The sequence below is a fragment of the Rhodococcus sp. NS-SX18 genome (genome assembly GCF_057367935.1).
Window position 1 is genome coordinate 2,039,181 of sequence record NZ_CM170633.1, and the last position, 17,028, is coordinate 2,056,208.

General features: G+C 71.3%; 14 protein-coding genes and 1 tRNA gene. 11 read left to right on the forward strand and 4 right to left on the reverse strand.

Features of this window, described 5'->3' with window-relative positions:
* The first annotated feature begins 120 nt into the window (after positions 1-120).
* Entirely contained in the window at positions 121-450 is a 330-nt protein-coding gene (locus tag AC2IPW_RS09560; protein ID WP_003936851.1) for a DUF6191 domain-containing protein, read from the forward strand.
* Here AC2IPW_RS09560 and otsB read toward each other — a convergent pair.
* On the reverse strand, positions 447-3,698 hold the full coding sequence (gene otsB, locus AC2IPW_RS09565) for a trehalose-phosphatase (protein WP_486376757.1): 3,252 nt from the start codon (positions 3,696-3,698) through the stop codon (positions 447-449). The two genes, AC2IPW_RS09560 and otsB, sit on opposite strands and share 4 nt — an antisense overlap.
* 198 nt (positions 3,699-3,896) lie before the next feature.
* A complete protein-coding gene (locus AC2IPW_RS09570; RefSeq protein ID WP_017681093.1) occupies positions 3,897-4,064 on the reverse strand; it encodes a hypothetical protein in 168 nt (55 codons plus the stop codon).
* A 104-nt stretch (positions 4,065-4,168) separates the two neighbouring features.
* Here AC2IPW_RS09570 and AC2IPW_RS09575 point away from each other — a divergent pair, with 104 nt between their 5' ends.
* Complete coding sequence (locus AC2IPW_RS09575; RefSeq protein ID WP_486376758.1) at positions 4,169-4,690, forward strand: NUDIX hydrolase; 522 nt, start codon at positions 4,169-4,171, stop codon at positions 4,688-4,690.
* Entirely contained in the window at positions 4,687-5,556 is an 870-nt protein-coding gene (locus tag AC2IPW_RS09580) for an SDR family NAD(P)-dependent oxidoreductase (protein ID WP_486376759.1), read from the forward strand. The genes AC2IPW_RS09575 and AC2IPW_RS09580 overlap by 4 nt, the downstream gene beginning before the upstream one ends.
* A gap of 96 nt (positions 5,557-5,652) precedes the next feature.
* Here AC2IPW_RS09580 and AC2IPW_RS09585 read toward each other — a convergent pair.
* Positions 5,653-5,726 (reverse strand) — tRNA-Arg (locus AC2IPW_RS09585).
* 159 nt (positions 5,727-5,885) lie between these two features.
* On the opposite strand from AC2IPW_RS09585, the gene AC2IPW_RS09590 reads away from it, so the two are divergent.
* Genes AC2IPW_RS09590 through AC2IPW_RS09620 form a run of 7 tightly spaced genes read left to right on the forward strand, consistent with a single transcriptional unit; the run spans position 5,886 to position 14,733 of the window.
* Complete coding sequence (locus AC2IPW_RS09590; RefSeq protein WP_371383350.1) at positions 5,886-6,767, forward strand: FAD binding domain-containing protein; 882 nt, start codon at positions 5,886-5,888, stop codon at positions 6,765-6,767.
* Positions 6,768-6,771: 4 nt separating this feature from the next.
* Positions 6,772-7,251: a (2Fe-2S)-binding protein gene (locus AC2IPW_RS09595; RefSeq protein ID WP_059174771.1), complete on the forward strand. Its 480-nt coding sequence runs from the start codon at positions 6,772-6,774 to the stop codon at positions 7,249-7,251.
* Positions 7,248-9,644 (forward strand): aerobic carbon-monoxide dehydrogenase large subunit, encoded by a 2,397-nt coding sequence (locus tag AC2IPW_RS09600; RefSeq protein WP_486376760.1) that lies wholly within the window; start codon positions 7,248-7,250, stop codon positions 9,642-9,644. Before AC2IPW_RS09595 ends, AC2IPW_RS09600 begins: the two co-directional genes overlap by 4 nt.
* A 30-nt stretch (positions 9,645-9,674) precedes the next feature.
* Complete coding sequence (locus AC2IPW_RS09605; protein ID WP_486376761.1) at positions 9,675-10,562, forward strand: XdhC family protein; 888 nt, start codon at positions 9,675-9,677, stop codon at positions 10,560-10,562.
* A gap of 25 nt (positions 10,563-10,587) precedes the next feature.
* Positions 10,588-11,457: an AAA family ATPase gene (locus AC2IPW_RS09610; RefSeq protein WP_486376762.1), complete on the forward strand. Its 870-nt coding sequence runs from the start codon at positions 10,588-10,590 to the stop codon at positions 11,455-11,457.
* Positions 11,454-12,668: a VWA domain-containing protein gene (locus AC2IPW_RS09615; protein WP_486376763.1), complete on the forward strand. Its 1,215-nt coding sequence runs from the start codon at positions 11,454-11,456 to the stop codon at positions 12,666-12,668. Before AC2IPW_RS09610 ends, AC2IPW_RS09615 begins: the two co-directional genes overlap by 4 nt.
* A gap of 31 nt (positions 12,669-12,699) precedes the next feature.
* Positions 12,700-14,733 carry a bifunctional copper resistance protein CopD/cytochrome c oxidase assembly protein gene (locus tag AC2IPW_RS09620; protein ID WP_486376764.1) on the forward strand — a complete coding sequence of 678 codons (2,034 nt, stop codon included), beginning with the start codon at positions 12,700-12,702 and terminating at the stop codon, positions 14,731-14,733.
* Here AC2IPW_RS09620 and AC2IPW_RS09625 read toward each other — a convergent pair.
* Complete coding sequence (locus tag AC2IPW_RS09625; RefSeq protein WP_486376765.1) at positions 14,730-15,587, reverse strand: tryptophan-rich sensory protein; 858 nt, start codon at positions 15,585-15,587, stop codon at positions 14,730-14,732. The two genes, AC2IPW_RS09620 and AC2IPW_RS09625, sit on opposite strands and share 4 nt — an antisense overlap.
* Positions 15,588-15,700: 113 nt before the next feature.
* On the opposite strand from AC2IPW_RS09625, the gene AC2IPW_RS09630 reads away from it, so the two are divergent.
* The gene (locus AC2IPW_RS09630; protein ID WP_416063327.1) at positions 15,701-16,828 is read left to right on the forward strand and encodes an alpha/beta hydrolase family protein; all 1,128 of its coding nucleotides are present in this window, start codon (positions 15,701-15,703) and stop codon (positions 16,826-16,828) included.
* Positions 16,829-17,028: the final 200 nt, after the last annotated feature.

The window sequence follows — 17,028 nt, forward strand, 5'->3', positions numbered from 1 at the left end:
TTCTCATCGTGAACCGCGGAACCGTGCTCGTTCCAGGGCCGTTGGTCCCGAGAGGTCGGCGCCGACGGGACTCGGCGTCCTATCCTCGGACATGTCGTCCGCCGCACCAGGAGGAGAGTCGTGTATCTGCTGGCAGGTGCAGTCGCGCTCGTCGCCGCGGTGCTGCTGCTCGATCAGCTCGGGTTGTGGGCGGAGCGGCGAGGCTGGGTCTACTGGCGCAAGAGGCGACCTCCGCTGGACGGGGGCGGTGCCGCGGGCGTGTTCGGGGAGATGCAGACACTGTTCTCGCCCTCGCACCGGCACGTGATCGACGAGGGCCGTTCCAAGCAGATGGCGCGGTCGGACACGGCCACCGGGGAAACCGAACGGATGACCCTCGACCTGCACGCGGGAATTGTGGCAATCGACGTTCGCAGTCGCGCGCCGCAGGACGGTCCGTCGTCGCACTAGCTCAGGCGAACCGTGCCTCCCGGATGCAGGTGAGCGACGCGTCCGCGGCATTCGATCTCGATCGGCGCCTGGTTCCCGGGGCCCGCGCTCACCTGTACCTCTCTGCCCTTGATGCGCAGGCGAAGTCGGTAGCCCCGATAGAAGATGGGGAACTCCAGGGCGCCCAGCGGCTCGGGCCACTGCGGGGAGAACAGGAGCCGGCCACCTCTGGTCTCGAGGCCGGGCACGCACCGCTGCAGGAAGTCGACGCTGCCGGCCATGGCGGCGAGATGGATGCCTTCCATGGTGGTGCCGCCCTGGATGTCGGCGATATCGGACTTCAGTGCCTGGTAGAAGTAGTCCACGGCCTCGTCCCGGTGGGCTCGGGCCAGCACCCAGGAATGGACCACCCCGCTCAGGGTGGAGCCGTGCGAGGTTCGCGCCATGTAGTAGTCGATGGTCCGCGGGATGTCCTCGGTCGGGAACCGGTAGCCGAGCCGTCCCAGCAGTTCCTGCAGTTCGTCGGAGGACAGCAGATAGAACAGCATCAGCACGTCGGCCTGCTTCGACGCCCGGTAGCGGTTGACGTCGTCGCCTTCGGCCTCGAGGATCCGGTCGAGTCGCTGGATGTCGCCGTAGCGCCGCCGGTAGCCGTCCCAGTCCAGCTCGGCCAGCTCTTCGTACCCCTCGAACTGGCTGAGGACACGGTCGTGGAACGGGACGAACATCTTGTGCGTGATGTCTTCCCAGCGTGTCGTCTCCTGCGCGTGCAGCCCCAGCGCCTGGGTCAGATACGAGCGGATCTGCAGCGGGAGCAGTTCGAGTGTCTCGAGGGCCCGCAGGATCACCCAGACCGACATGACATTGGTGTACGCGTTGTTGTCGATCCCGTCGTACGGTGCGTCGGGGTAGCCGGAATGGAACTCGTCGGGGCCGATGACTCCCCGGATGCTGTACCGGCCGCGATCCTCGTCGTAGGAGGCGAGATCGGCGTAGAAGCGGGCGATCTCGACGAGCATCTCGGCGCCGTACTCGATCAGGAACTCCAGGTCGCCGGTGACCTGGTAGTACTGCCACACGTTGTAGGCGATCGCGATGCCGATGTGGTGCTGGCGCCGGCTCGGATCCGGGTTCCACCGTCCGGATCTGGGATTGAGGTGGAGCTGCGGGCTCTCCTCCCGGCCGTCGCTGCCCGACTGCCACGGGAACATCGCACCCCGGTGACCGGCCTCGCGTGCCATCCGGCGCGCCTCCCGCAGGCGACGGTAGCGGTAGCGCAGCAGCGACCGGGTCAGCGCGGGCAGCCGCAGGTTGAGCACCGGGAACACGAACAACTCGTCCCAGAAGACGTGTCCGCGGTACGCCTCACCGTGCAGCCCCCGGGCCGGCACGCCCACGTCGAGGTCGGTGGTGTTCGCCGAGACCGTCTGCAGCAGATGCAGAAGATGGAACCGGACGACGCGCAGGGCGTGGCCGTGACCCGGACCCTCGTAGTCGATGCCCAGGTGATCCCACAGATATCCCCAGGCGAGTACGTGGCCGTCGAGCAGTTCGTCGAACCGGCCCAGCCGGGGGAGCCAGCGGGCGGCTTCGTCGGCCGGTTCGGACACCGCCGGGTCGCGCCCGGTGAACACCGTCACGATCTTCTCGAGCGTCACGGGCCGGTCCGGCTCGACGTCGACGACGATCTCGTGTCCGATCCGGCCGTCGCCGCCGAGCAACCGGCACTCGCCAGCGACCGGCTCCCCGCCGCACCACACCGTGTTCCGGGCCGCCATCGCCACCGGTATCCGCGACTGGTTGGTCTGCACCGCCAGCAGCACCGAATCAGCCGACAGAGAGGTGGTCTGCAGCGGTTCGAGGTGCTCGTCGGCCAGGTCGCGGTAGCGCTCGACGAGGGAATTCCGGACCGTGCCGTCCAGCAGGGAACGGATCTCGACCCGGCCCGACCAGTCCTCGGCCACGATCGTCGTCTCGAGGGCACAGGCGTGCGGGACGTTCATGGCGACGAACCGGCGCTGCCGCACCGAGGTGGTGCGGCCCGCGGCGTCGCGGAAACGCAGCCGCCGGGTGAGGACGGCGCGGCGCAGATCGAGGTACTGGTGGTAGTCGAGCAGTTCGGCCGAGTCGAGGTCGAACCACTGCCCGCCGTCGACGCGGAAGGTCACCGGTAGCCAGTTCGGCAGGTTCACCAGACTCTCGTGGTCGACGATGCTCCCCGATACCTCGTCGTCGAGACGGTTGAAGATCCCGGCCACATAGGTGCCGGGGTAGTGCACGCCGTCGGCCCGGGATTCCGGAGCGCAGCCACGGGTGGCGAAGTAGCCGTTGCCGACGGTGCAGAGGGCCTCGCGCAGCTTCTCGGTGGACGGGTCGTAACCGTCGAAGAACATCGTCCACGCGTCGTCCGGGGGCGGCGCGATCCCCGGATCGCTGCCGAGCAGATCCGCCAGCCGCTGCAGGATCTCGCGCACCCGGTCCGGACCGTCGACCGCGAACTGGGCCGTCGACCGCCGATCACCCTCCCCCGGGTGTCGCACGACGACGCCGATCCCGGTCGACGGCAGGGCCCCGAACGCATCTTCACCGGCGAGGTCGTCGCCGATGTAGACCGGCATGGGGTCGCCTGCGCCGCGGACGTGCTCGAGTACCCAGGCCACCGCCCGGCCCTTGTCCCACTCGACGTCGGGGCGCAGTTCGGTGACATCGCGTCCGTGCGTGACGCGGAGCGCGCCGTCCCGGCCGGCCGCATCGCGCACCGCCGCAAGGACCTCGCCCATCCGGTCCGCGGCGACGTGGCGGTGATGAACGGCGACGGCGAAACGCTTGGGTTCCACCAGAACGCCGGGCACGTCGGCCAGGCGGTCCCGGAGGGCGACGGCGATCCGCCCGAGGTCGGGCACCGCACGATCGGCGGCCTCGTGCCGGTGGTACGTGCCGTCCGGACCCACGAGCTCGAAGCCGTGGTTACCCGCGTACCAGAGGCCGGGCACGCCGACCCGTGCCTGCAGGTCGGCCACATCGCGGCCGCTGATCACGCCGACCGGGCAGTATCGGGCGAGCCGGGCGAGTTCGTCCGACGCGCCGTCGACGAGGGTGGCCGCACCGGGATCGTCCACGAGGTGGGCGAGGGTGCCGTCGAAGTCCAGGAACACGGCGTAGCGACGGGTGCGCAGCATGGCGGTCGCCTGGTGCCGGGATGCCAACGCATCCGGGATCTCCGACAGCCGGCGGTCGTGGGGGCGCGATTCGACCGGGGGCCGCGTCATCGGCCCGGCTCGGATGGTGAGTACATGGCAGTCTGTCCCTCGGCGCCGTTGCGGAACAGGCCCACAGGAGTTTTCCCGATTCTACGATGTGCTCGCCGACGGGCAGGCCCGTTTCGATCGCCGGAACCCGCCCCTCGATGATCACCGGCGGACACCCGCCGCGCAGGCGTACGCGCGAACCGGCACCGCTGTCCGGAGTCAGACCTCCAGCTGCTCGGCCTCCTCGATCGCCGCCTGCAGCTGGTCCAGCAGCGCGCGGGCCTGCGCGATGTCGAGAGCGACACCGAGGCCTTCCGGCAGGTCGAGCACGACGCCGGGTCCGTTCGCGCGGGCGGTGACGGGATGATCGCCGGTCGTATCGGTCACGGCTGGGTCCTTCCGGTTCGGGGCACGGTTGCCGGGTCTCAGTCTGCCCGGAAGAACTACCGTGTGGGTGCGGGCGCACAGGCCGGTGCCGGAAGGGTGGATCGATGGCTGTCATGAGCGCCGGGATTCTGCTGTACCGGATCGACGGTGCCGGTGTGCTCGAGGTGTGGATCGTGCATCCGGGTGGCCCGTACTGGACCGGCAAGGACGAGGCGGCCTGGTCGATTCCCAAGGGTGTGTACGGCGACGACGAGGATCCGTTCGCCGTGGCGCTACGGGAGTTCGAGGAGGAATGCGGGATGACCGCGCCCGCGGTGGACTACGAGATGCTCGGCCGGTTCAAGCAGCCCTCCGGGAAGATCGTCACCGTCTACGCCGCCGAGACCGCCGCGGATCTCGCCTTCGTCGGCAGCAACACCTTCGACCTGGAGTGGCCGCCGCGGTCCGGAAAGGTGCAGAGCTTCCCCGAGGTGGACGACGCTCGCTGGTTCCCGCTCGCAGTCGCGGACGTCAAGCTCGTGAAGGGGCAGCGCCCGATCCTCGCCCGGCTCCGTGAGCAGGTGCCCGCGGCCGGCCGGTCGTCCACGGGGACGCCCAGGAGCGGAACGGAGGACGCGGGCAAGTGAGCAAGACCGTGCTGATCACCGGGGGCGGGCGGGGGCTCGGCCGGGTCACGGCCGGGAAGCTCGCCGCCCGAGGGCATAACGTCCTGCTCACCGCGCGTACCCGGGCCGCTGCGGAGGACGCCACCGACGCGATACAGCGCACGAATCCCGACGCGCGGGTCGAGCCGCGCTGGGTCGAGCTGTCCTCCCTGCAACAGGTCCGGTCCTTCGCCGTCGCGGAAGCCGAGCGCGGCGAACCGATCGACGTGCTGCTGCACGTCGCCGGCATCCTGCAGACGAGCAAGGAACGCCGGCTCACCGTCGACGGGTACGAAGAGACCCTCGCCGTCAACGTCCTGGCCCCGTTCCTGCTCACCGAACTGCTCATGCCCGCACTCGCGCGCAGCCCGTCGGCGCGTATCGTCACCGTCGCCTCGCGGTTGCACCTGCCCGGATCTCGCGGCGCGCCGGTGGATTTCGACTTCGCCGACGTCCAGCTCGAACACGGTTACAACCCCGACCGGGCATACAAGAATTCGAAGCTGGCGGTGCTGTGGTTCACCTACGAACTCCAGCGCCGCCTCGAGGGGCGTCCGATCACCGCAAACGCCGTGTGCCCCGGTTTCGTGCCCACCACCGCGGCCGCGAGCACTCGCGGCCTGATGCGGCTGTTCATGGCGCACGTATTGCCGCACATGCCCTTCGCCACGTCCGTCGACGCGGCTACCGATTCGCTGGTCTTCATGGCGGTCGACCCGTCGCTCGACGGGATCGGCGGCCGGTTCTACGGCGAGTACCACGAGATCGACTCGAGCCCGCAGTCCCACGACGTCGCGCAGGCCCGGCAGTTCTGGGAACTCGCCGAACGCCTCACCCGCGTGGTGTGACCGCACAGCCCACGACCGGCACAGCCGCGCGGGCGCCGGTCAGCCGCGGCGACAATAGGGGGCGCGGCTGACCGGGAACGCCGCCGATGCTGACGGTGCCCCCGGCAGGACTCGAACCTGCGACCTAGAGATTAGAAGGCTCTTGCTCTATCCAGCTGAGCTACGGAGGCGCGGCCAAAATCTTAACCGCTTGCCGGTACGGGCCGGACCGAGGCCCCGGCGCTGCCGGGACGGTGGGCTCGCCTGTCCCGATCGGGGGACGAATCCGCCGGTCGCCCGGCATGCGCGGGCATACACTCCGTAGGTAGTTGAAATGTGAGGTATGCCACATGCAAGTACCTTCGGCTTTCGAATACGAGCGCGCCACCGGCATCGAGCACGCCATCGCTCTACTGGACGAACGCGGCGAGGAAGCCCGGGTCGTCGCGGGTGGGCACAGCCTTCTGCCGATGATGAAACTCCGGCTCGCCGCCCCCGAGTGTCTGATCGACATCAACGACCTGGCCGGCGAACTCGGCTACATCACCGTCGAGCCCGACGTCGTGCGGATCGGCGCGCTGGCGCGGCACCGCGAACTCCTCGAATCCGAGGCGCTCGCCGAGATCTTCCCGATCTTCCGGGACGCCGAACGGGTTATCGCCGACCCGGTGGTGCGCAACCGCGGCACGATCGGGGGGTCGCTGTGCCAGGCCGATCCGGCCGAGGACCTGTCCACCGTGTGCCAGGTCCTCGACGCATCGGTCGTGCTGCGCGGTCCGGGCGGCGGCCGGACGCTGACGATGGACGAGTTCCACCTGGGCCCGTACGAGACGACCGCCGCCGCCAACGAACTGCTCGTCGAGGTCCGGCTGCCGCGACGGGGACGTGGGTCGAGCGCCTACGCCAAGGTCGAGCGACGAACGGGGGACTGGGCGATCGCCGCCGCCGGTGCCGCGGTGTGGATGAGCGACGGCGCCATCGACGACGCCCGCGTCGGCCTCACCGCGGTCCGGGCAGATCCGCAGGCCCTGGCCGGCATCTCCGACCGGCTGCGCGGCGCGACGCCGTCCGAGGACCTCTACCGCGAGGCCGGCGAACTCGCCGCCGCCGCGAGCGACCCGGTCGCGGATCAGCGCGGGACTGTCGACTACAAACGCCACCTCGCCGCGGAACTCACGGTGCGGACCCTGCGCCGCGCCGTCGAGCGGCTCACCACCTCCGAAAGGGGTTGACCCGATGCGTGTTTCGATGAGCGTGAACGGGGACGAGGTCAGTGCCGAGGTGGAACCGCGGCTGCTGCTCGTCCACTTCCTGCGCGATCACCTCGGCCTGACCGGCACGCACTGGGGCTGCGACACCAGCAACTGCGGCACGTGCGTCGTCGCCGTCGACGGCGAGCCCGTCAAGTCGTGCACCATGCTCGCCGCGATGGCGAGCGGTCACGACGTGCGCACCGTGGAGGGACTCGAGCGCGACGGTGTGCTCGACCCCGTGCAGGAGGGATTCATGCGCTGCCACGGGTTGCAGTGCGGCTTCTGCACCCCTGGCATGATGATCACCGCCCGGGCCCTGCTCGACCGCAACCCGGACCCCGACGAGCAGACCATCCGCGAGGCGATCTCCGGACAGATCTGCCGCTGTACCGGCTACACCACCATCGTGCGGTCCGTCCGCTGGGCCGCCGAGCACCCCGCCACCGAGAAGGCGCCGTCATGACCGCCGTCGACCCGACCCCCGAGTTGCTCGACACCGTCGACAACGACGAGAAGCCCTGCGGCCACGGCCGCATGCTGCGCAAGGAGGACCCGCGGTTCATCCGCGGACACGGGCGCTTCGTCGACGACGTGCAACTGCCCGGCATGCTGCACCTGGCGATCCTGCGCTCCCCGGTCGCGCACGCGAGGATCCTCGGCATCGACACCAGCGCCGCGCAGGCCCACCCGAAGGTGCGGGCCGTCGTCACCGGCGCCGATCTCGCGGACAAGGGCCTGGCCTGGATGCCGACCCTGTCCAACGACGTCCAGGCCGTCCTCGCCACCGACAAGGTCCGCTTCCAGGGCCAGGAGGTCGCCTTCGTCGTCGCCGAGGACCGGTATTCCGCGCGCGACGCCCTCGAACTCATCGACGTGGAGTACGACATCCTCGATCCGGTCGTCGACGTCCGTCGCGCGCTCGCGCCCGAGGCGCCGGTGATCCGCACCGATCTCGAAGGCAAGACCGACAACCACTGCTTCGACTGGGAAACCGGGGACGCCGCCGCCACCGAAGCGGCGTTCGCGAAGGCCGACGTGATCACCCGGCAGGAGATGGTCTATCCCCGGGTGCACCCGGCTCCGATGGAAACCTGCGGTGCCGTGGCCGATTACGACCGGATCACCGGCAAACTCACGCTGTGGTCGACGAGCCAGGCGCCGCACGCCCACCGCACCCTCTACGCCCTCGTCGCGGGCCTGCCCGAACACAAGATCCGCGTGATCGCCCCGGACATCGGCGGCGGGTTCGGCAACAAGGTGCCCATCTATCCCGGATACGTCTGCGCGATCGTCGCCTCCCTCGTGACCGGTAAGCCGGTCAAGTGGATGGAGGACCGCAGCGAGAACCTGGTGAGCACCGGCTTCGCACGCGACTACGTGATGGTCGGTGAGATCGCCGCGACCCGCGAGGGGAAGATCCTCGCGATCCGCACCCAGGTCCTCGCCGACCACGGTGCGTTCAACGGCACCGCCGCCCCGGTGAAGTACCCGGCCGGTTTCTTCGGGGTGTTCACCGGCAGCTACGACATCGAGGCCGCCTACTGCCACATGACCGCCGTCTACACCAACAAGGCGCCCGGCGGCGTGGCCTATGCGTGCTCGTTCCGCATCACCGAGGCCGTCTACCTCGTCGAACGGCTCGTGGACTGCCTGGCCTACGATCTCGAGCTCGATCCGGTGCAGCTGCGGCTGCAGAATCTGCTTCGCCCCGAACAGTTTCCGTACACCAGCAAGACCGGATGGAAGTACGACTCCGGCGACTATGCGACCACGCTGCGCAAGGCGGCGGAGATGGTCGGGTACGAGGAGTTGCGCCGCGAGCAGGCCGAGCGCCGCGCGCGGGGCGAACTGATGGGCATCGGCGTGGCGTTCTTCACCGAGGCAGTCGGCGCCGGCCCCCGTAAGGACATGGACATCCTCGGTCTCGGCATGGCCGACGGCTGCGAGCTGCGCGTGCACCCCACCGGCAAGGCGGTGGTGCGGCTGTCGGTGCAGACCCAGGGCCAGGGCCACGAAACGACGTTCGCGCAGATCGTCGCCGAGGAACTCGGCATCCCACCCGAGGACATCGACGTGGTGCACGGCGACACCGACAACACCCCGTTCGGTCTCGGCACCTACGGCAGCCGGTCCACCCCGGTCTCCGGCGCGGCCGCCGCCCTCGTCGCGCGCAAGGTCCGCGACAAGGCCCGGATCATCGCCTCCGGCATGCTCGAGGTGTCCGTCGCCGACCTCGACTGGACCAAAGGCTCCTTCCACGTCAAGGGTGATCCGACCGCGTCGGTGACCATCCAGGACATCGCGATGCGGGCGCACGGCGCCGGCGATCTGCCCGAGGGTGTCGAGGGCGGACTCGAGGCCCAGATCTGCTACAACCCCGAGAACCTCACCTACCCGTACGGGGCGTACTTCTGCGTCGTCGACATCGACCCCGGTACGGGCGAGGTGACGGTGCGCCGGTTCCTCGCCGTCGACGACTGCGGCACCCGCATCAACCCGATGATCATCGAGGGTCAGGTCCACGGCGGAATCGTCGACGGCATCGGGATGGCGCTGATGGAGATGATCGAGTTCGACGAGGACGGCAACTGCCTCGGCGGCTCGCTCATGGACTACCTCATCCCCACGGCGATGGAGGTGCCGCACTTCGAGACCGGATTCACCGTCACCCCGTCGCCGCACCACCCGATCGGCGCCAAGGGCATCGGCGAGTCCGCGACGGTCGGCTCGCCGCCCGCCGTGGTCAACGCCGTCGTCGACGCCCTGCGCCCCTTCGGGGTGCGGCACGCCGACATGCCGCTGACTCCGTCGCGGGTGTGGGAGGCGATGCAGGGCCGGCCCACCCCGCCGATCTGACCGACCGGCCCCCGAACCAGGGAGAGTCACATGGACCTGACGGTGCGTGCCGCGGAACTGACCCGCCGGCGCCGGGCGTTCGTCCGTGCCACCGTGGTGCGCGCCCAGCGGCCGACGTCCGCGCGGCCCGGCGACTGCGCGCTGGTACTGGACGACGGCACGATCGAAGGCTTCGTCGGTGGCCAGTGCACCGAGACCTCGGTGCGGGACGCCGCGCGGCAGGCCCTGACCACGGGGGAGAGCACCCTGCTGCGGGTCCTGCCCGGCACCGCGCAGACCTTCCCGGACACACCGGGGGCCGTCGTCGCGGTCAATCCGTGCCTGTCCGGCGGTGCGACGGAAATCTTCCTCGAACCGCAGCTACCCGCCCCGATGCTCGTCGTGTCGGGGTCGACGCCGGTGGCCGAGGCCGTCGCGGACTTCGCCGCGCGGCTCGACTTTGCGGTCGACCGCCTCGAGCCCGGTGCCGCGCCCGCCGACGACGCCGTGGCCGTCGTCGTGGCGAGCCTCGGTGGCGAGGAGCCGGGCGTCATCCGGGCCGCCCTCGACGCGGGGATCGGCTACGTCGGACTCGTCGCCAGCCGCCGGCGCGGCGCCGACGTGCTCGCGCAGGCCGAGGTGCGCCCCGACGAACGAGCGCGCGTGCACACCCCCGCGGGTCTCGACATCGGGGCGCGCACCGCCGCGGAGATCGCGCTGTCGATCGTCGCCGAACTGGTGCAGGCGCTCCGCCGCGAGAAGCTGGGATCGCCCACCGCGCCGGTCGCATCCCCGCGCACCGCGGTGGACCCGGTGTGTGGAATGACCGTCACCGTGACCGCCGAGACCCCGCATCTGTCCGACGCGGGCACGGATGTGTGGTTCTGCTGCCCGGGGTGCCGTCGCGCCTACGAGAAGGAACACGCCACGTGTTCGTGACGGGGCCGGCCCCGGGGGCCCGCCGATGAGCGTGTTCGACGGCGTCGACGACGTCGTCCGCCGGTTCGACGACCGGGACTACCTGCTCGACGAGGGCACCGCCACCGCCCTGTATCTCGCGGTGGAACTCGGCCGGCCGCTGCTGCTCGAAGGCGAACCCGGCGTCGGCAAGACCACGGCCGCCAAGGCTCTCGCCGCCGCCCTCGGCACCGAACTGATCCGGTTGCAGTGCTACGAGGGTCTCGCCGCGAGCGAGGCGCTCTACGACTGGAACTATCAGCGGCAGCTGCTCGCGATCCGGCTCGCGCAAACCCGCGGCGAGACGCTGCGCGAAGCCGACCTCTACACCGAGGAGTTCCTGCTCGAACGGCCGGTCCTGCGCTGCGTGCGCCACCGCGGGCCCACCGTCCCGGTGCTGCTCATCGACGAGATCGACCGGGCCGACGACGAATTCGAGGCGCTGCTGCTCGAGTTCCTCGGCGAGTACTCGGTCACGATCCCCGAACTCGGCACCCTCGCCGCCGCGCAGCCGCCGATCGTCGTGCTCACCTCCAACCGCAGCCGCGACCTGCACGATGCGCTGCGCCGGCGGTGCCTGTACCACTGGATCGACTATCCGGACCGGGACCGCGCCGTGGCGATCCTGCGCCGCACCGTCCCCGCCGCGAACCTCGCCCTGGTCGAATCGGCCGCCGACTTCGTCGCCTCCGTGCGCCGGCTGGACCTGGACAAGGCGCCGGGGATCGCCGAGACCATCGACTGGGTGTCCGCGCTCGTGGCGCTCGGCGTGGCAGACCTGGTCCACCCCGGTGCGGTGGCGACGCTGACCGCGCTCGCCAAGACCCCCGACGACCGGACCACCATCCGCGCCGAATACAAGGAGTTCCGCGCGTGAGCAGCGCGCTGCTGCTGCGCGGCGTCGACCTCGCCGCGTTCACCGTCGCGCTCACCGACCGGTTGCGCCGCGGCGGGGTGCCCGTCGCCCCGACCGCCGCCGCGACCCTGGTGCGGGCGCTGCGCCTGCACCCGCCGCGCACCCGCAGTCGCCTGTACTGGACCGCGCGGGTCGCCCTCGTCGACCGGCAGGACGCGCTCGAGGCGTTCGACGCCGTCTTCGCCGAGGTCTTCGACCAGCAGGTGATCGCCGTCGACCCGCACGCCCGGCGCAGCGGCCCCGACGGGACGACGGGCGCGGGGGAGACCACCGTGCCGGGGCCGCACGCGCCACCCGGGGCGCCGCAGGCCGGTGTGCCGTGGCACACCCGCGGCCCGCGCCGCTCCGGCGACCCCGGCGAGACGGCCCGGCCCGGGCCGTGGGCGCCGAGCCCCGTCGAGATCCGCGCCGACCAGCCGTTCGGCGACCTGCGGCCCGACGACCTGCGCCTCCTGGGCCAGTGGCTCGAGCAGGCCCGCGTGCGCTGGCCGCGGCGCCCCGCCCGCCGCCGCACGCCGCACCACCACGGCCGCCTCGACGTGCGGGCCACCCTCGCCGCCTCCCGGCACACCGGATTCGAACTGGTCCGTCTGCGCCGGGCCCGGCCGATCCGCCGGCCGCGCCGGATCGTGGTGCTGTGCGACGTGAGCCGGTCCATGCACGGCTACGCCGACACCTACCTGCACCTGATGCGGGCCGCGGTGCGCGCCGGCGATGCCGAGGTGTTCGCGTTCTCCACGAGCCTGACCCGGCTCACCGCGACCCTGGCGCACCGCTCCGCCGAGCACGCCGTCGCCCGAGCCAACGACACGGTCGTCGACCGCTACGGCGGAACCCACATCGCTCGCAGCTTCGAGGCGTTGCTCGCCTCCCACCACGGCAACCTGCTGCGCGGCGCTGTCGTGTTCGTCGCCTCCGACGGGTGGGACAGCGACGATCCGCAGGCTCTCGGCCGGGCCGTCGCGCGGATACGTCGCCGCGCCCACCGGCTGATCTGGCTCAACCCGCGCGCCGGCCGGCCCGGCTACCGTCCCGAGACCGGGCCCATGGCGGCCGCGCTGCCGCACTGCGACGCGCTGCTCGCGGCCGACACCCTCGCCGCCCTGCGCGCAGTGTTCGATCTCGACCCGGTCGCCGGGCGGGTGGCGCACGTCTCCGACGGCCCGTCGTAGCGGCGCTCGCCGAGGTCCTACCCTGGTAGGTATGGCATCACCCGAGCTCGCGTCGGCCGCGCCGACCTCCTCACCGCCGGCCGGGCGGCGCAACACGTCGGCACTGTACGTCCTCCTCGGGCTCGTCGCCGCGGTCGTCGCGCCGATCGTGGTCGGCCTGTCCGCCGCGCAGGCACTGGTGCTGCTGGGCATCCCGGACCCGGGACCGCTCACCACCTACGGGCTACCCGCGGTGCGGGCGATCGCGGAGATCGCGGCCGTCGCCGCCGTCGGATCGTTGTTCTTCGCCGCGTTCCTGGTGCCGCCGCAGCGCACCGGGGTGCTGGACGTGGGCGGCTACCGAGCCGTGCGCACCGCGGGCACCGCCGCCCTGATCTGGGCGTTGTGCTCGGCGGTGCTGGTGCCGCTGACCCTGTCCGACACCTCCGGGCAGCCGCTGGCCGAGGCCCTGAAGCCGGAGAACCTGTGGGGCGCGATCGGGCAGGTCGACACCGCGCTCGCGTGGGCGTGGACGGCAGCGCTCGCCCTGATCCTGGCGGTGCTGATCCGCGCCGCCGTGCGCTGGTCGTGGGTACCGTACCTGCTGCTGCTGTCGCTGGTGACCCTGATGCCGCTGGCCCTGACGGGGCACTCGTCGTCGGGCGGGTCGCACGACATGGCCACCAACAGTCTCGTGCTGCACCTGGTCGCGGCGTCGGTGTGGGCGGGTGGCCTGTTCGCCCTGCTCGCCCACGGGTGGCGCCGCGGCGCGCACACCGACCTCGCGGCCCGCCGGTTCTCGTTCGTCGCCGGGCTGGCGTTCGCGGTGATGGCCCTGAGCGGCGTCGTCAACGCCGCGGTGCGGTTGCCCGCGGACGAGTTGCTCACCAGCACCTACGGCCGGCTGATCGTGGCCAAGGCGCTGGCATTGATCGTCCTGGGTGTCCTCGGGTGGATGCAGCGGCGCCGCGCGCTGCCCGCGCTCGAGGCGAATCCCGACGATCGGGGCGCGCTCGTCCGGTTCGCGGCCGTCGAGGCCGTCATCCTCGCCGCCACGGTCGGCCTGGCCGTGGGGCTGGGTCGCACCCCGCCGCCCCCGCCGGCGACGGTGCCGTCGCTGCTCGAGGTGGAGCTCGGCTACAACCTGGACGGCCCCCCGACGCTCGGCACCCTCTTCTTCGGTGCGTGGCGCTTCGACCTGATCTTCGGCACGGCCGCCCTCGTCCTCGCGGTGGCCTACGCGATCGGACTGTGGACGCTGCGCCGCCGCGGCGACAGCTGGCCCGTCGGCCGGTCCATCGCCTGGTTCTCCGGCTGCTTCGTGCTGTTCGCCGCCACGTCGTCGGGCGTGGGCATGTACTCGCCGGCGATGTTCAGCGTGCACATGGGCGCCCACATGGCGATGTCGATGCTGGCGCCCGTGCTGCTCGCCCTCGGCGGGGCGATGACCCTGGCGTTGCGGTCCTTCACCCCGGCGGGCCGCGACGGCTACCCCGGTCCGCGGGAGTGGCTGCTGGCGTTTCTGCACAGCCCGCCGTCGCGGTTCTTCACCCATCCGGTCGTGGCGTCGGTGATGTTCGTCGGCGGCTTCTACGCGCTGTACCTGGGCGGGATCTTCGAGGCCAACGCCGACAGCCACGCCGCGCACGTGCTGATGAACCTGCACTTCCTGATCAGCGGCTACCTGTTCTACTGGGTCGTGATCGGCGTGGACCCGTCGCCGCGGGACGTGACGCCGGTGACGAAGCTGGCGATGGTGTTCGGCTCCCTGCCGTTCCACGCGTTCTTCGGCGTGACGTTGATGAGCATGGGCACGGTGATGGCCGAGTCCTACTACCGCGGGCTCGGCCTGGCCTGGAACAGCGACCTGTTCGCCGACCAGAAGGTGGGGGGCAGCATCGCCTGGTCGGCAGGGGAGATCCCGCTGGTGCTGGTCATGCTGGCGCTGCTGGTGCAGTGGTCGCGCAGCGACGAGCGCACCGCGCGACGGGTGGACCGCGCCGCCGAACGCGACGACGACGCCGATCTCGCCGCCCACAACGCGATGTTCGCCGAGCTGGCCCGCCGGGACCACGAGGGCCGCTAGGTGCGCCGCCGCCGCGCGGCTTCGGTGCGCTGCCGCCGCGCGGCCTCCGTGCGCAGCCGCACGATCACCGCGGACAGCACCGCCACGCCCGCCGCGGCGCCTGCCGTGACGGCGGCCGGGGTGGAGGTGAATCCGGTGTCGCCGCTGCGGGCCACCGCGATCCACACCAGGCCCCACGCCATGGCCCCGGCGACGGCGAGCCGCCCGTGCCCGGCGACGGCCAGGAGTACCGACACCGCGGCGACCGCGACCAGGACGATCACCGCCCAGATGTCGGCGCCCAGCGAGAACGGGTCGACGTCCGCGGCGCGCAGCGCCGCCGCCGTGTTCGCGACGGTGGCCACCGCGACCCAGCCCAGGTACAGGAACATCGTGCCGTCCACGACGACGGCTTCCACGCGGGACGACGGCGCGGTGCGGGTCAGGCCGAGGAAGATCCGAACCAGCACGGCCAGCAGCGCGACGATGACCGCGACGCTGAGCGCGAGCAGTTCGAGCTGCACGACCAGGATCCACGCGGCGTTGAGCAGCATCGACGCGGCGATCCACCAGCCGAGCGCCCGCTGGCGGGGATCGGCGTGGTGCGCCGGCAGCGCCTGCCACACCGCCAGCGCCAGGAGACCCGCGTAGATCACCGACCAGATCGCGAACGCCGGACCGCCCGGCGCCACCGCCGTCGTATCGGCCGACAGCGCCCCGTCGGCCACCTCGGAGATCGGTGTGCCCACCACAGCCCCGGAACCGAGGAAGGACAGAGCGACCGCGGCGATCGCCGACACGGCGACGCCTGCGACGCGGAGCCGGTCGAAGGAGGTGGCCTGAGGTCGCGTCGAGCTCGCCGGGAAAGTCGTCATCTCCGGAAGATGCCCGGCGCCACCGTGTCCGAAACGTCCCGTCTGCCAGGGCGGCGCTGCTAGGTTTGAGCGCCTGTAGGTTCGAGCGCCTGCACCGACGACGGGAGGACGCGATGAGGGGAACCGGGTGGCGGCTGCGGGCACTCGCATGCATCGGGGCCGTGGCTGCCGGGCTGGTCGTGCCCGCGACGGCCGGCGCGCAGCCCGGGCCCGGCACGGTGGTCGCGGTCGAGTCACTGCCCGGTGAGCTGTCGGTGCCGGGAGCGGCCACGGCCGAGCGACTGACCTTCCGCACCCAGTGGCGATCGGGTGCTTCGACGACCGCCTCGGGTGTCCTGTACCTGCCCCCGGGTCAGGCGCCCGACGGTGGCTGGCCGGTCGTGTCGTGGGCCCACGGCACCGTCGGCGTCGGCGACGAGTGCGCCCCGTCGCGCAACCCGCGCACCGACCGCGACCGGACGTACCTCGGGCACTGGCTGTCCCGGGGCTACGCCGTGGTCGCCTCCGACTATCCCGGCTTGGGCAGCGACGGGCTGCACACCTACCTCGACGGGCCGAGCGCCGCGAACAGCGTCGTCGACGTCGTCCGGGCCGCCCGCACCGCCGAGCCGTCGCTGTCGAACCGCTGGATCGTGATCGGCCAGTCGCAGGGCGGCCACGCGGCGCTGCACACCGCGCTCCTGGCGACGTCGCGGGCCCCCGAACTCGACTTCCGCGGCATGATCGCCACCGGCGCGCCGTCGAACCTCGAGACGCTGTTCCCGTTCGGCGGTCCCGGCTTTCCGGACCTAGGCCTCGACGGAACCACCGTGTTCCTGTCCTACGTCCTGGCCGGTCTGCGAGTCGCACGGCCCGACGTGGACGTGAACAGCTACCTCACCCCGGTCGGGCGGGACGTCGTCGACGACGCGGAGCGGCTCTGCTACGCCGAACTCAGCGACCGCGTCGACGGCATCGGAGTGGGGGAGATCCTCGCTCGCCCGCTCAGCGACGACCGCATGCGCGCGGCCCTCGCCGACTACATGGGAGTGCCCACCCGTGGCTACGACCGGCCGCTGTTCCTCGGCCAGGGATTGCGCGATCAGGTCGTGCCGGCGCCGCTGTCGTTCAAGCTCGTCGCCGACCTGTGGTCCGGGGGTACGAACGTCGACTACCGCACCTACCCCAACGGGCATTCCGAGACCATGTTCGACGCACTGCCGGCCACCACGCCGTTAGCGGCGACCCTGTTCGGCGGGTAGAGCCGGCTGCTCGGTGCGGGGCCCGGTGACCGTCGAGGCTGCTGCAGGTCGACGCGAAGACTGTGGTCGTCGGCGGGGCCGAGGCGATCGAGGGCTGTGCGCTGCGCCCTGAGGTCCAGCGTCGGGCGTAGCCGATCAGGACTCAGTCCAGAAGGCGACGAAAGTGCTGTTCACGCCAGCTGTACGAGACTGACGTGCAG

Excerpts from the sequence above, each read along its gene's own strand:
- otsB (WP_486376757.1), bottom strand. The coding sequence starts at position 3,698 with ATGACGCGGCCCCCGGTCGAATCGCGCCCCCACGACCGCCGGCTGTCG.
- AC2IPW_RS09575 (WP_486376758.1), top strand. The coding sequence starts at position 4,169 with ATGGCTGTCATGAGCGCCGGGATTCTGCTGTACCGGATCGACGGTGCC.
- AC2IPW_RS09590 (WP_371383350.1), top strand. The coding sequence starts at position 5,886 with ATGCAAGTACCTTCGGCTTTCGAATACGAGCGCGCCACCGGCATCGAG.
- AC2IPW_RS09595 (WP_059174771.1), top strand. The coding sequence starts at position 6,772 with ATGCGTGTTTCGATGAGCGTGAACGGGGACGAGGTCAGTGCCGAGGTG.
- AC2IPW_RS09600 (WP_486376760.1), top strand. The coding sequence starts at position 7,248 with ATGACCGCCGTCGACCCGACCCCCGAGTTGCTCGACACCGTCGACAAC.
- AC2IPW_RS09605 (WP_486376761.1), top strand. The coding sequence starts at position 9,675 with ATGGACCTGACGGTGCGTGCCGCGGAACTGACCCGCCGGCGCCGGGCG.
- AC2IPW_RS09610 (WP_486376762.1), top strand. The coding sequence starts at position 10,588 with ATGAGCGTGTTCGACGGCGTCGACGACGTCGTCCGCCGGTTCGACGAC.
- AC2IPW_RS09620 (WP_486376764.1), top strand. The coding sequence starts at position 12,700 with ATGGCATCACCCGAGCTCGCGTCGGCCGCGCCGACCTCCTCACCGCCG.
- AC2IPW_RS09625 (WP_486376765.1), bottom strand. The coding sequence starts at position 15,587 with ATGACGACTTTCCCGGCGAGCTCGACGCGACCTCAGGCCACCTCCTTC.
- AC2IPW_RS09630 (WP_416063327.1), top strand. The coding sequence starts at position 15,701 with ATGAGGGGAACCGGGTGGCGGCTGCGGGCACTCGCATGCATCGGGGCC.